This window comes from Actinomadura kijaniata NBRC 14229, from assembly GCF_001552175.1.
Classification (GTDB): domain Bacteria; phylum Actinomycetota; class Actinomycetes; order Streptosporangiales; family Streptosporangiaceae; genus Spirillospora; species Spirillospora kijaniata.
Genome location: NZ_BCQR01000242.1, coordinates 1 through 13444, shown reverse-complemented (window position 1 = coordinate 13444; position 13444 = coordinate 1). Strand labels below are relative to the sequence as shown.

Genomic DNA, 13444 nt, shown 5'->3' with positions numbered 1-13444 from the left:
GCGCCTCGGCCTCGGCCAGCTCGCGCCGCGCGGCCGCGACGTCGCGGCCGTCGGCCTCGCGGCACCGCTCCTCCAGCGCCGACACCCGGCGGCGCAGCTCCTCCATGCGGTTGCGGGCCACGGCCTTGTCCGCGCCGAGCTGGTCGGCCCGCCCCTTCAGGTCGGCCAGCGCGGCGGCGGCCTCGCCCAGCCGCGCGTCCAGCGCGCCGCCGGTGAGCTGCTCGATCTCGCGGTCGGCCGCGCGGACCGCCGTGGCGGCGTCCTCGGCCCGCTCGCGCAGGCGCTCCTGCTCGGCGGCGTGCGCGGCGTCGGCCGCGACCGCGTCCACCAGCAGCCGCGCCTGCCGGGTCCGCCAGTACCGCACCGCGGCGGCGACCTCCTCGCGGGCCCGGTCGCGGCGGTCGAACGTCCTCAGCAGCGTCGCGGCCTCGCGCTCCCACTCGGCCAGGCGCTCGGAGGCCTCGGCGGCCTTGGCGCGTTCCCGGTGCTCCTCGGCGCGGGACTTGCGCTCGGCCTCCAGCTCCCGGTCCAGCCCGGTGAGCGCGGCGATGGCGCTGAAGATGCGCTCGGGGCTGATCTCGTTGAGCGGCTGGGACAGCAGGTTGGTGGCGACCTTGGAACGCACCGAGGTGGACAGGAACGACACGCACCGCACCTGCCCGCCGTACAGCACCCGCGACAGGTCCTTGGCGACGAAGTCGCGGCGTCCGGCGCTGCGCGGCAGGCTCGCCCACACCGCGTCGGCGACCGTGACGCGCTCGGCCTCCGAGGGCGCCGCCGCCAGGTGCACGCCGGGCCGCCAGCGGATCTCCAGGTGCGGGGCGTCCACGTTGACCCGCAGCCACACGGTGACGGCGCCCTCGCCCTCGGGCCGCTCGTTCTCCTCGGAGTAGTCGAACACGCCGACGATGTAGCCGTGGTCGGCGCTGGCCCACTGGGCGTCGCCGGACGCGGCGAGCTCGGCGTTGAACAGCAGCTCGGCCACCGCCCGCGCGCCGGAGGCGAACCGCCACTGCTCGTCGCCCAGCAGCGCCGTGATCGCGGCGATGAACGACGACTTGCCCGCGCCGTTGGAGTCCTTGGGGCCCTGCCCGGCCACCACGATCAGCGTGCCGGGCACGGTCGGCACCGGGTGCGTCGACAGCCGGGAGATGTTGACCGCCTGCACGGCCACCAGCGTCCGGGCGCCGACCACGTTCTCGGCGTCGGCGCCGGGACGGGCCGCCGGGCCGGGCAGCAGCGGGTCGAGGACGGCGGTCATGGTGCCTCCTGGTCTGGACTGGGGAGCGTCAAGATCGGGAGCTTGCGAGCGATCTTGTAGGCGACGAGGGAAGACCTGGAGTCCCAGCGCCATGACCCGCCGCGCGGAGGCGCGGCAACGGGCACGGTCATCGGGTCTCCCCCTGTGCGTGGGCGGTGTCGTGGGCCTGCCGGTCGTGCGGGTCGTGGGCTTGTGGATCCCGGGCTTGTGGATCCCGGGCCTGTGGGTCGTGGACGCGGTTGCGGCGGCGGGCGCGGATCGCGGCGGCCAGCGGCGAGTCCGGTCCGGCCGCCAGGATCAGCTCCTCCTGGAGGCGGCGGCGCGCCGTGTCGGTCAGCCGGTGGAACTGCGGGCCGGGCACGTACCCGCCGGTCTCCTCGCCGTCGGCGCGGACCTGCGCCACCAGCCCGGCGGCGCGCAGCCGCCGCAGCGCCGCCTCCAGCTCGCCGACCGGAAGCTGGGACCGGCGCCGCAGCTCCTCCAGCGGCGTCGGGTAGGGCGACTGCCAGGAGTCCTCCGCCAGCAGGCCCGTCGCGCGCGGGATCGCCACCGAGTGGATCAGCACCAGCGCCAGCACGGCACGCTCCTCCACCGGCGGCACGCAGGCGGGGTCGGCGGCCAGCGCGGCGGCGACGTCGTCGCGGTACCCGGAGATCCACGTCTTGGGCGCGGGCCGGACCAGCGTCCGCCCCGACAGCCCGAGCATCGCCTCCAGCGTGCGCCGCAGCGCGGGCTCGCGCAGCGCCGGGAACCGCACCTCCGGCACCGGCTCGGCGGCGTGCTCGACCGCCAGGTACGCGGCCACCAGCTCCGACCGCCGCTTCTCGTCGTAGGACCGCAGCAACGGCTCGAACAGCTCACTCATGCGGGGCGTCCTCCCGCACCGGCTGGGGCAGGCGCCGCAGCAGGTCGCGCAGCGACGCCAGCGACTCCTCGCGCCACAGCGCCACGCGCGGACCGGGCCGCACCGTGCCCGCCGTCTCGTCCAGCAGCAGCCAGCCGGTGTCCGACAGCCGCCGCAGCTCGCCGGTCGCCCAGCGGCGCGCCAGGTCGGCGTCGCCGCGCGACATCCCGGCGTACACCTCCAGCACGTCGATGACCGGCGCCTCGCCGCCGGGCCAGGGCGCGTCGTCCAGCTTGGTCCAGCAGCAGCGCAGCGCGGCCGCCAGCACCCGGCGCTGCTGGCCGGGCCGGTCCAGCGGCATCGGCGCGGTGTCGTACTCCTCCAGCAGCGCCGGGGTCGCCCCGTCGGGCCACTGCGGCAGCAGCCACACGCGGGTCCCGTCCGAGGCGCCGGTCAGCCCCGACGGGACGGGCGCGGACGCGTCGGCCGACACGACGCCGAGCACCCGTGCCCGCGCCCGCGCGAGCACGTGCGGATCAACGGTCACGGCGCGGTGCCCCCGTTCGCCCGCGGCCCGCTCGGCGGCGTCCGCTCGAAGACGCCGGGGGAGATCCAGGTGGGGGAGCCCCCCGGCCGGACCGCCAGCCCGTCCGACCAGGTCAGCCGGTAGGGCAGCCCGGGATGCAGATGAGCCGACTGGAGATCTGCCAGCACCCGCCGCGCGGCGGGCCAGTCCTGGTCGAGGACGTCCTCCACCGCGACCCGGTCCCGGCCGCGCAGCACCTGCTCGGCGACGGCGCGCAGGCGTTCCACGGCGGTGGCGTCGGAGCCGGTGTCGCCGGACAGCCCGGGGTCGGGCGTCGAGGGGCGGGGCGGCGCGGGGCGCGGGGGCGTGGCGCGCGGCCCGTCCTCCACCGCCGTCACCACCGTCGACGGCTCGTGCCAGGGCGCGGGCGCGTCGAACACGAACCCGTCCAGCACCGCCGCCAGCTCCTCGCGCGACGCGGTGCGCGCGAACGTCCGCCACGTCTCCGGCGGCAGCAGCGTCAGGTTCCGCGTGGTGCCCGCCGAGTCCGACAGCCGCGCCGCCGCCCGCCGCGAGGCGTCCCCGTAGGCGTAGATCGCGGCGCGCAGGTCGGTGCAGGTGCGGTCCAGCTCGGGCCAGCGCCGCAGGATCGCGCCGTGCAGGCGTTCGGCGCGCCGCAGGATCTCCTCGGTGCCCCACAGCTTGGGGGCCTGCTCGCGCAGCTCCTCGATGGTGCCGTTGGTGAGGGTGATCAGCTCCACGCTCCACAGCCGGAACGCCCGCGCCAGCCCCTCGGCGCCGTCGCGGGCCTGCTCGGCGGTCATCCGGGGGTCGGCGACGTTGAGCTGCTCCAGCGCCAGCAGCCGGTGCATCTCGCTCTGCCCGCCGTCCAGCATCATCCGCCGGACGAACATCAGCCCGACCACGCTGGTGAACGACGCCCGGTACCGCAGCTGGTTCGGCTTGGGGAACACCTCGCGGACCGCGCCCAGACCCTTGAGCACGCGCAGCCGGTTGTCGAAGACCTCGGCCGGGTAGCGGCGGCACACGTACCGCATCTGCTCGCGGGTCAGCCCCTCCTCGCCCGCGTCGGCGAACGCCGCCAGCAACGTCTCGGCCACGTCCACCAGCTCCGGGTCGTCCACCACGGCCCCGCTGTCGCGGGCCAGCGCCGCGAACATCTGCCGGTACACGCCGAGCACGGCTTCGCCCACCAGCGCGTCGTCGAGGCTGGGGGCGTCGTCGGCGGCGGTCACGACGGTCTCAGAGGTGGGGGACACGGCGCACTACGGTACGTCCTCGCACCGACAATACGGGAATCGACCTCCACGCGGCGTGTCCAGGCACACCCGGGACCCACCCCGCGGTCAGGTCCGGAGTCAGGCCCGGAAGGCGGTCGCGGCCGGTGCGGGGGCCGTGGTGACGGACGGTGACGCCTCCGCCGAGCGAGGGGTAAAGAGCGGGAAGATATCCGTCCCCCGGAAACCGGGACACCACGCCCGTGACGATGTCAGACTTCCGGGAAACGGCCGTCGCGCGGGGCGTGGCCGATCACCGACCGCTGTGGGCACATGACATCGTTGCACCCCGACGCCGACCCCCGGCTGCCCGCCGAGACCGACACCTTCGTCGGCCGGGACCGGGACGTGGCGGACCTGCGGCGGCTGCTGGAGTCGCTGCGCGCGGTGACGCTGTGCGGCGCGGGCGGGATCGGCAAGACCCGGCTGGCGGTGCGGGTCGCCCGGTCGCTGCTGGGGGCGCGGCCGGGCCGGGTGTGGTTCGCCGACCTGTCGGACGTGGCGGTCGACGGCCCGCCGCACCCGGTGGCGCGGCGCGTGGCGGCGGTGCTCGGGGTCGCCGACGCGCCCGCGGGCGGGGACCGTCCGCCCGCCGAGGTCCTGGCCGACGCGATCGGCTCCCGTCCCGCGCTGCTGGTCCTGGACAACTGCGAGCACCTGGTGCCCGACTGCGCCGCGCTGGTGGAGGCGCTGCTGCGCGACTGCCCCGGCCTGGCGGTGCTGGCGACCAGCCGCGAACCGCTGCGGGTCACCGGCGAGACCGTCTGGCGGGTGCCGCCGCTGGAGCCCGCCGACGCCGTGCGGCTGTTCGTCGACCGCGCCCGCGCGGTGCGGCCCGACTTCACCGCGACCGGCGCGGTGTCGGAGGTCAGCCGCGCCCTGGACGGCGTTCCGCTGGCCCTGGAGCTGGCCGCCGCGCGCGTCCGGGTGCTGTCGGTCGAGCAGATCGCGCAGCGTCTCGGCGACCGGTTCCGGCTGCTGAGCGCCGCCGACCGCAACGCGCCGCCGCGCCAGCGCACGCTGCGCGCCGCCATCGACTGGAGCCACGAGCTGCTCGGCCCGGCCGAACGGGTCCTGCTGCGCCGCCTGTCGGTGTTCTCCGGCTGGACCCTCGCCCAGGCCGAGCTGGTCTGCGTCGACGAGGACCCCGGCGGCGACCTGCCGCCCGAGGCGCTGCTGGACCTGCTCACCGCGCTGGTGGACAAGTCGCTGGTCACCGTCGGCGACGAGGTCGCGGACGCGACGCGGTTCCGGCTGCTGGACAGCATCCGCCAGTACGCCGCCGAACGCCTGGACGCCGCCGGGGAGACCGAGACCACCCGCACCCGGCACCGGGACGCGATCCTGGAGGCCGCCGAGCGGCACGCCGAGGCCGCCCTCGCCGAGATCCCCGCCACCTGGGCCGAACGCGCCGCGCTGTTCCGCCTGTACGACGCCGAGCTGGGCAACGTGCGCGCCGCGCTCGGCTGGTCGCTGGAGCGCGGCGACCTGGAGGAGGGCCTGCGGATCTGCACCGCGCTGCGCTCCTACTGGATCGTGCGCGGCCGGTCCGCCGAGTGGGCCGCCTGGACCGACCGGTTCCTGGACCGCCTCGCCGAGGACGGCGCCCGGCTCCCGGCGTTCGTGCGGGGGCCCGCGCTGGCGGCGCGCGCCCAGCTGGCCGCCGGGTCCCGCGACTTCCCCCGCGCCGCCGCGCACGCCGCCGCCGCGCTGGAGCCGTGCCGCGAGTCGGGCGACGACTTCATGACCGCCGCCGCGCTGATCACCCTCGCCGAGGCGGCCACCGCCGCGGGCCGCTTCGACGAGGCCGACGCCCGCCTCGACGAGGCCGAGGCGCTGTCGACCGGGCCCGGCCAGGAGTGGAACCGCGGCTACGGCCGGTCGACGCGCGGCCACCTGCGGCTGCGCGAGGGGCGGCTGCGCGACGCCGGGGAGCTGCTGGAGTCGGCGCTGCGGGTCATGCGCGACATCGACCACCGGTGGGGCGCGGCGCACGCCCTGATCGGCCTGGGACGGCTGGCGGCGCTGCGCGGCGACCTGGCCGCCGCGCGCGACCGGTTCGACGCCGCGCTGCCCGCGCTCGCCGAGGTCGGCGCCCGCCCCGAACTGGCGCGCGCCCTGGCCGGGATCGGACGGATCGCGCTGGACCGGGGCGAGGCGGCGGCGGCGCGCGGGTCGCTTACCGAGAGCCTGGAGCTGAGCCGCGCCACCGGCATCCGGCTGGACGCCGCGCGGACGCTGGCGGCCTTCGCCGAACTGCTGGCCTGCGAGGGCGACCTGCGCGGCGCGGTGCTGCTGGCCGGGGCCGCCGAGGGGGCGCGGGCCGGGACCGGCGGCGCCCGCGCGGGCCGCAGCCCCGGCACCGGCGCCCGCCTGGAACGCGTCCTGGAGCCGATCCGCCGCAAGCTCGGCGAACCCCTGGTCGCCCAGCTGTGGGGGCAGGGCCGCGTCACCCCCGTCGACGACGCCATCGCCTACGCGCTCAGCGGCTCGGCCGCCGCCGAACCCGAGCCGTCCACGCCGTCCACGCCGCCTGAGCCGCCCGAGCCGCCCGAGCCGTCCATGCCGCTGGCCGCGCCCGTCCCGGCCCCCGCCCCGCCGAGCCCCGCCGAACCGGTCACCCCGCCCAGCACCCTCACCGCCCGCGAACGCGAGATCGTCGCCCTGGTCGCGCGCGGCCTGAGCAACCGCGGCATCGCCGAGGAGCTGGTCATCAGCCCCGCCACCGTCGCCCGCCACGTCACCAACATCCTCACCAAGCTCGGGTTCGCCTCCCGCGCGCAGGTCGCGGCGTGGGCGGTGGACCACGCCAACGGCGAACGAGAGGACTGACGAGCGGACCAATGAGGGGGTGTGTACGCACCTCCTACACATGGTCCGCCCGTCGAATACGACGCCATCTGCACACTCCGGCTCATGTACCGAGGAGGGCGTGGCCCTAGCGTCGGGTCATGAGTTCGTCCGGTGCTGGATCCGCTCCCGGAGATCCGGGATTCACGGCCGCGACGTTCTCCTACGCCGCTCTCCACCGGAGCACCGTGTCGCAGGCGGTCTTCGGAACGGCCGGCGAAGCCGCACGAGGGGGCCGGCCGGCCGTGGTGGACGCCACGTCCGGCCGGGGGCCGTCCCACGCGGAGCTGGCCGCCGCCGTCGGGTCGGCCGCCGCCGGGCTGGCCCGCGCGGGCATCGGGCCCGGCACCGTCGTGGCGCTCCACCTGCCCGACACCCCCGAGTTCGCCGTCGCCCTGCACGCCGTCATCGCGGCGGGCGCGATCGCGTTCCCGGTCCGCGTCACCGCCCCGGCCGCCGAACTGGCCCGCCTGCTGGACGCGACCGGCGCCCGCGTGCTGCTCACCTGGCCGGTGCTGCTCGACATCGCCCAGGAGGCCGTGAAGTCCGCCCCCGGCGTCGAGCGCCTCTACTGCTTCGGCGACGAACCCGACGTCGAGCCGTTCGCGTCGCTGCTGACCGGCGAGCCCGCGCCCGACGTGCCCGTCGACCCCGGCGGCACCGCCGCGCTGCTGGCCGCCACCCACGGCCGCTCCGGCCCGCCGCGCGCGGTCCGCCTCACCCACGCCGAGGTCGTCGCCGGGATGCTGCGCGTCGCCGAGGGCGGGATGATCGGCGCGTCCGACACGGTGCTGACCGCCGTGCCGTTCGCCGACGTCCTCGGCCTCAACGGCGTCCTCAACCCCGCGCTGCGCCTGGGCGCGACCGTGGTCGCCCGGCCCGGCGCGGGCCGCCACGACCTGCTGCGGGTGCTCCAGGAGCACCGGGTCACCGTCGCGCTGCTGCCGCCCGAGCTGGTGGAGACCCTCGCCTACGACCGCGCCGTGACCCGCTACCGGCTGCGCTCGCTGCGCACGGTGGTCAGCACCGGCGGGCCGCTGAGCGCCGAGGTCGCCCGCGCCTGCGCCGCCCGGCTCGGCTGCCCGGTGCGGCAGGCCTACGGCCTCGCCGAGGCCGCCGGGATCACCCATCTCAACCTGCGGGCCGCCGAGGAGGGCACCCTCGACTCGGTCGGCCGGGGCCTGCCCGGGGTCGCCTGGCGCGTCCTGGACCCGGCCACCGGCACCCGGCAGCCCGCCTACCAGCCCGGCGAGCTGCGCGTCCGGCTCGTCACCGCGGAACGCTGGCTGCCGACCGGCGACGCGGCGTTCGTCGACGAGCACGGCCGGGTCTACATCCTCGGCCGCATCGGCGGGGGCCGCCCCGAGCCGCCCGCCGAGCCCGAGACGGTGCTGGCCGCCCACCCCGCCGTCCGCGACGTCGCCGTCGTCCCGGTGCCCGACCCCGAACTCGGGCTGGCCCCGCACGCGTTCGCGGTGCTGGCCGAGCCGGTGTCCGCCGCGGACCTGCTCACCTACGTCAACGCCCACGTCCCGCCCTACCGGCGCGTGCTGGCCGTGCACCCCACCGACCTGATCCCGCGCACCCCCACCGGCCGCGTGCAGCGCCGTGCCCTGCTGGAACGCGTCGGTCTCGCCCCGTGATTACACATTCGCCTACACACATCTGCGGATGTGGGGCGGCGGACGCGCGGCGTAGCGTTCGCCGCATGTTCGAGGGAGAGCACGCACGGCCGGTTCCATCCGAGAGCACCGTCACCCGGTCGGTCATCGACGCGGCCTGGGGAAACGTCGCACGCGGAGGGGACCGGCCCGCCCTCGTCGATCCGGGACAGCACCTCGGCCTGGCCCGGTTCGCCTCCCTCGTGCCCGCCGCCGCGGCCGGGCTGCGCCGCCACGGGCTGCGCTGCGGCGACGTCGCCGCGATCCACCTCGGCGGCGTCTGCGACCTGGCCCTGGCGGTGCACGCCGTCACCGCGGCCGGGGCGGTCCCCGCGCCGCTGCCGCGCGCCGCGACGGTCGGCGAGCTCGCCGCCATGATGATCGAGTCGGGGGCCCGCTTCCTGTTCACCGACGGCGACACCGCCGCCGCCTCGCTCGCCGCGACCGAGCGCTCCTACGTCCGGCAGGTGTTCGCCTTCGGCGACGTGCCGGACGCGACGCCGTTCGCGCGGCTGGTCGACTCCGGAACGGCGGGCGGTCCCGTCACCGCCCCTGCCGGGCCCGCCGCCGTTCCGGGCAGGCCACCCTCACCGCACGCCACCCCTACCGAATCCGCCCGCGGCCCGGAGAGGGTCCCCGCCGGACCGGGCGGCACGGCGTGCGATCTGGCCGTCGACCCGCTGCGCGAACCGGCGTTGCGCCTGTGCGCGCCCCCCGAGGAGATCACCCACGCCGAACGGCTGGCCGACCTGCGCCGGCTGCGCGGCGTCGCCGCCCTGGACGCCGGCGGCGTGCTGGTGTGCGCCGCCGACGACTGCTCCACCCCCACCCTCGTCGGCCTGCTGGACCTGTGCCTGACCGAGGGCGCGATCCTGGTCGGCGTGCCCGACCCCGGAACGGACGCGCTGCTGGAGGCGATCGGCCGCCACCGCGCCACCCACGCGGTCATCACCCCCGCCAAGCTCCGGGCGCTGACCCTGCTGCGCGACACCGCCCCGGCACCCGGCGTACGACTGCTGGTGACCGGTTCCCCGGACCCGGAGGTCGTCCACACCTGCGAGTCCCACCACGGCTGGACCGTAGCCCTCCTGTAACCCCACGCCCCTGGAACGTGGCGGACCACACGCGAGGCGGCGCGAACAACCACGACCCCGAAGGCCACATCCGCGAGCCTGCGGTCGGCGAGACCGCCACACGGTGCCTGAGCTGCGGTTACCGACGACCGGACCACCCGGCCCGGAAGTCGTGCGTACCTGTGAGAGGCGGCACGGATGACCGCGGCACTGCTGTAATCCCGAGAGCCGCGTCTGCCAAGCTGCGGATAGTGAGGCCACCGCGCGGTGCCGTGCCAGCACTTGGGTTGTGGTTGTCGGTGACTGGATCGTCCGGCTGGGAGGCGCGGTGCGGATGACTGCGGCACTGCTGTGGTGCTGGGGCTGCTTCCGTAAGGGTGCGGGTGATGGGACCGTTATGCGGTGCTGTGCTGGGACGTGTGTGCTTGCGGGGACGCGGATGGAACGTGGCGCTGCCGTGCCCCCGGGGCAGCGTTCGCGGGGCTGTGAGGCCGAGTTCGCTGGGTGACGCGGTGCTGGGGTGTCACTCCACGCGTAGGGCGATGACGGCCATGTCGTCGGTGAGGGCTCCCTTGCCGAAGTCGCGTACGGCCGACATCACCCTCAGTGTCACCGCGCGGGCGGTGAGGCCCGCGCATCCGGCCAGTACGCGCGACAGCCCGTCGCCGTCGTCCAGCAGGCGGCCTCCGTCGCGGCGCTCGGTGATCCCGTCGGTCACCAGCAGCACCACGTCACCGGACGTCAGCAGCACGCTGTCCAGCTGGTATTCGGTGGGCACCACGCCCAGCAGCACCTGCGGCGACCCGATCGGGATGACCTCGCCTCCGGGGCGCAGCCACAGCGGCAGCGGGTGCCCGGCCGAGGTGACCGTCATCCGCACCCCCGCCGGGCCCGGCTCCAGCTCGCCGTGCACGATCGTCAGCAGCCGCGCCGCGCTCTCGTCGATCATCGCGTCGTTGAGCCGGGCCAGCGCCCGCGCCACGCCCAGGTCCTCCCGGCTCAGCGCGCGCAGCGTGTGCCGGGCCAGCCCGGCGACCGCCGCCGCCTCCGCCCCGGTCCCGCACACGTCGCCGAGCATGAACCGCCAGCGGCCCGGCCCGGCGGGGAACACGTCGTAGAAGTCGCCGCCCGCCTCGGCGCCCTCCCCGGCGGGCTCGTACACGATGTGGTAGTCCAGGCCCGGGATCGCGGGCAGCTGCGCGGGCAGCAGGCTGCGTTGCAGGATCCGGCTGGTGGCCGCCTGCTCGCCGTATCGGCGCGCCGTCAGCAGCGTCCGCGTGACGCGTTCGCACAGGTCCTCGGCCAGCCGCACCAGCTCCGACCGGAACTCCCCGTCCACCGGCTCGCCGAGCAGCACCGCCCCGAACCGGTGCTCCCGGTTGACCAGCGGGAACTCCATGACCAGCGGCCCGCACGCCTGCCGGGCGGCCGGGCCGAGCACCCCCGGGCCGTTCCACGGCCGGGGCGTGCGGCTCCGGTCCGGGACCGGCGGCGACGCCGCCGCGAGGGCCTGCCGCAGCGCCGCGATCCGCTGCTCGTCGGCGTGCCACACGTGCGCCGGCTCGCCGGCGCCGTGGGAGCCCTCCAGGTAGAACGCGCACCACCCGGCGATCCGGGGCACGAACAGCTGGGCGCCGAGCGCCGGGACCAGCTTCTCGTCGAGGGTGCCCGCCAGCAGGTCGCTCGCCTCGGTCAGGAAGCCGAGCCAGTTGCGGTAGCCGTGGTCGGCGCGGGGGAGCCGGTCCCGCGCCAGCACCGGCCCCAGCGACGCGGCGGCGTGCCGCAGCCGGGTCACGTCGGGCGCGCCGAACCGGTCGGCGTGCTCGGCGGCGACCGCGACCAGGCCGAGGCGTTCCCCCTCGGCCCACACCGGGACCGTCCCGAGCGACCGCAGCCGCCCGCCGGGCGGCACCGTCAGCACCCCGCCCCGGACGGGCCCGGCCGCCGCGTGACGGCACGCCTCCTCGGCCATGGCCAGGAGTTCGGCGGCGGCCCGGGAGGAGTCGGGCCCGGTGTCGGGGACGCCGCCCGCCGGCGCGGTGGCCCGCACCCGCAGCCCGCCGTCGGCGGCGGACAGCAGCACGTACGCCGCGTCGGCGTCGGTGGTGGCGCGGAGCCACTGCACCACATGGTCGATCAGCTGCTCGTCGGGCACCGGCTCGGCCGGGTCCGCCGCCCGCGCCTCGGGGAGCGTCAGGGGCTCCTTCGGGGAGGGGGCGCCGGCCGTGAGACTCAGCTCGAACCACACCGTCTTGTCGGTCCTGGTGTACGACACGCCCCAGGCGTCCGAGATCCAGTGGGTCAGCATCAGGCCCCGGTACCCGTCCTCGGCGGGCCGCCCCACGACGGGGTCGCCGAGCCGGCGCGACGGCATCAGGTCGCGCACCTCGACGCGGACGCGCCGCCGGTCCTCGTCCAGCGCGCAGACCAGCTCGATCTCGGTGCCGGCGTGCACGATGGCGTTGGTGACCAGCTCGCTGACCAGCAACACCGCGTCCTCACCCCGGTCCGAGGGCACGGGCCACCCGCCCAGGGCGGTGCGCACCAGCTCCCGGGCATCGTGGACGGCCGCGCTCTCAGGTGAGAAGACGGCTGAGGACCTGCGCGAAACGGTCACGACGTCTCCCCTGCGGAACATGCTGAATCGCGAGGCGGGCCTCTGGTCATAGTGACAGAATGAACGGCCTCCGATACGCCGAGTCGCAAGGTTTCCCCCCATGAGCACATCGGTGCGTACCAGGGCAACGGACGACGACGAGGAAAGGGGCGCGTCCGACGGGCCCGTGCCCGACCCTGACGCCGAGGCGGGCCTGCGGGCGTTGCTGGAGGCGTTGCGGGCGATGCGCGACGGGGATTTCCGGCCCCGGTTCACCGCGCCGCCCGCCGGGACGCTCGCCGAGATCGGCGAGGTGCTCGGCCAGATCCTGGACCGCAACCGGCACGTCGCCGACGAGATGGTCCGGGTGGCCCGGCAGGTCGCCCGGGAGGGGCGCCTGGACGAACGGCTGGCGGCCAGCCCCGGCCAGGGCGGCTGGACCGTCACGGTGGAGGCGGCCAACACCCTGCTCGACCTCACCACCACGCCGCTGGTGGACACCGCGCGGGTGCTGGAGGCGGTCGCCGCCGGGGACCTGTCGCAGCGCGCCGACCTCACGGCGGGCAACCGCACCCTCCACGGCGACCTGCGGCGGCCCGGCACCGCCGCCAACCGGATGATCGACCAGCTCTCGCTGTTCACCTCCGAGGTGACCCGCGTGGCCCGCGAGCTGGGCACCGAGGGACGGCTCGGCGGCCGTTCCAAGGTGCGCGGGCTGACCGGCTCCTGGGCGCAGGTGACCGAGGCCGTCAACGACATGGCCGACCGGCTCACCGCGCAGGTCCGCGACATCGCCGTGGTGACCACCGCCGTGGCGCGCGGCAACCTGACCCGCAAGGTCACCGTCGAGGCGACCGGCGAGATGCTGGAGCTGAAGCTGACCGTCAACACGATGGTCGAGCAGCTGTCGGCGTTCGCCGACGAGGTGACGCGCGTCGCCCGGGAGGTGGGGACCGAGGGGCGGCTCGGCGGCCAGGCGCAGGTGCGGGGCGTCAGCGGCACCTGGAAGGACCTCACCGAGTCGGTGAACGTCATGGCGTCCAACCTGACCTACCAGGTCCGCAACATCGCCCAGGTCGCCACCGCCGTCGCCAAGGGCGACCTGTCACAGAAGATCACCGTTGACGTCAAGGGCGAGCTGCTGGAGCTCAAGGACACGCTGAACACGATGGTGGACCAGCTGTCGGCGTTCGCCGGTGAGGTGACGCGCGTGGCGCGCGAGGTCGGCACCGAGGGCAACCTCGGCGGACGCGCCGAGGTTGCCGGCGCGTCCGGGGTGTGGAAGGACCTGACCGACAACGTCAACGCGATGGCCAACAACCTGACCAACCAGGT

Annotated in this window: 8 protein-coding genes and 1 pseudogene; 4 read left to right on the top strand and 5 right to left on the bottom strand. The window is 76.1% G+C overall.

Features of this window, described 5'->3' with window-relative positions; genetic code table 11:
* The 4 genes and pseudogenes from AKI01S_RS45640 to AKI01S_RS45625 form a co-directional block, all read right to left on the bottom strand.
* Positions 1-1261: pseudogene (locus tag AKI01S_RS45640) on the bottom strand (chromosome partitioning protein ParA); the annotation flags it as partial.
* A 127-nt stretch (positions 1262-1388) separates the two neighbouring features.
* Positions 1389-2126, bottom strand: a complete 738-nt coding sequence (locus tag AKI01S_RS45635) for a helix-turn-helix domain-containing protein (protein ID WP_245682065.1) — start codon at positions 2124-2126, stop codon at positions 1389-1391.
* Positions 2119-2652: a hypothetical protein gene (locus tag AKI01S_RS45630; protein WP_067832552.1), complete on the bottom strand. Its 534-nt coding sequence runs from the start codon at positions 2650-2652 to the stop codon at positions 2119-2121. Before AKI01S_RS45630 ends, AKI01S_RS45635 begins: the two co-directional genes overlap by 8 nt.
* Complete coding sequence (locus AKI01S_RS45625; protein ID WP_067832550.1) at positions 2649-3911, bottom strand: hypothetical protein; 1263 nt, start codon at positions 3909-3911, stop codon at positions 2649-2651. Before AKI01S_RS45625 ends, AKI01S_RS45630 begins: the two co-directional genes overlap by 4 nt.
* 291 nt (positions 3912-4202) lie before the next feature.
* On the opposite strand from AKI01S_RS45625, the gene AKI01S_RS45620 reads away from it, so the two are divergent.
* From AKI01S_RS45620 to AKI01S_RS45610, 3 genes are all read left to right on the top strand, one after another.
* On the top strand, positions 4203-6761 hold the full coding sequence (locus AKI01S_RS45620; RefSeq protein WP_067832548.1) for a LuxR C-terminal-related transcriptional regulator: 2559 nt from the start codon (positions 4203-4205) through the stop codon (positions 6759-6761).
* A 206-nt stretch (positions 6762-6967) separates the two neighbouring features.
* Positions 6968-8422, top strand: a complete 1455-nt coding sequence (locus AKI01S_RS45615) for an AMP-binding protein (protein ID WP_067832544.1) — start codon at positions 6968-6970, stop codon at positions 8420-8422.
* Between the two features lie 65 nt (positions 8423-8487).
* Positions 8488-9534, top strand: coding sequence for an AMP-binding protein (locus AKI01S_RS45610; RefSeq protein WP_067832543.1), 1047 nt, complete (start codon positions 8488-8490; stop codon positions 9532-9534).
* Between the two features lie 502 nt (positions 9535-10036).
* Here the strand turns inward: AKI01S_RS45610 and AKI01S_RS45605 are convergent.
* Complete coding sequence (locus tag AKI01S_RS45605) at positions 10037-12130, bottom strand: SpoIIE family protein phosphatase (RefSeq protein WP_157420616.1); 2094 nt, start codon at positions 12128-12130, stop codon at positions 10037-10039.
* A 223-nt stretch (positions 12131-12353) separates the two neighbouring features.
* Between AKI01S_RS45605 and AKI01S_RS45600 the strand changes: the two genes are divergently transcribed.
* Positions 12354-13444, top strand: a 1091-nt coding sequence (locus AKI01S_RS45600) for a HAMP domain-containing protein (RefSeq protein ID WP_439951712.1), incomplete at its 3' end; no start/stop codon positions are given.

What these genes read in the sequence shown, in the direction of transcription:
- AKI01S_RS45620 (WP_067832548.1), top strand. Translation starts at nt 4,203, where the DNA reads ATGACATCGTTGCACCCCGACGCCGACCCCCGGCTGCCCGCCGAGACC.
- AKI01S_RS45635 (WP_245682065.1), bottom strand. Translation starts at nt 2,126, where the DNA reads ATGAGTGAGCTGTTCGAGCCGTTGCTGCGGTCCTACGACGAGAAGCGG.
- AKI01S_RS45610 (WP_067832543.1), top strand. Translation starts at nt 8,488, where the DNA reads ATGTTCGAGGGAGAGCACGCACGGCCGGTTCCATCCGAGAGCACCGTC.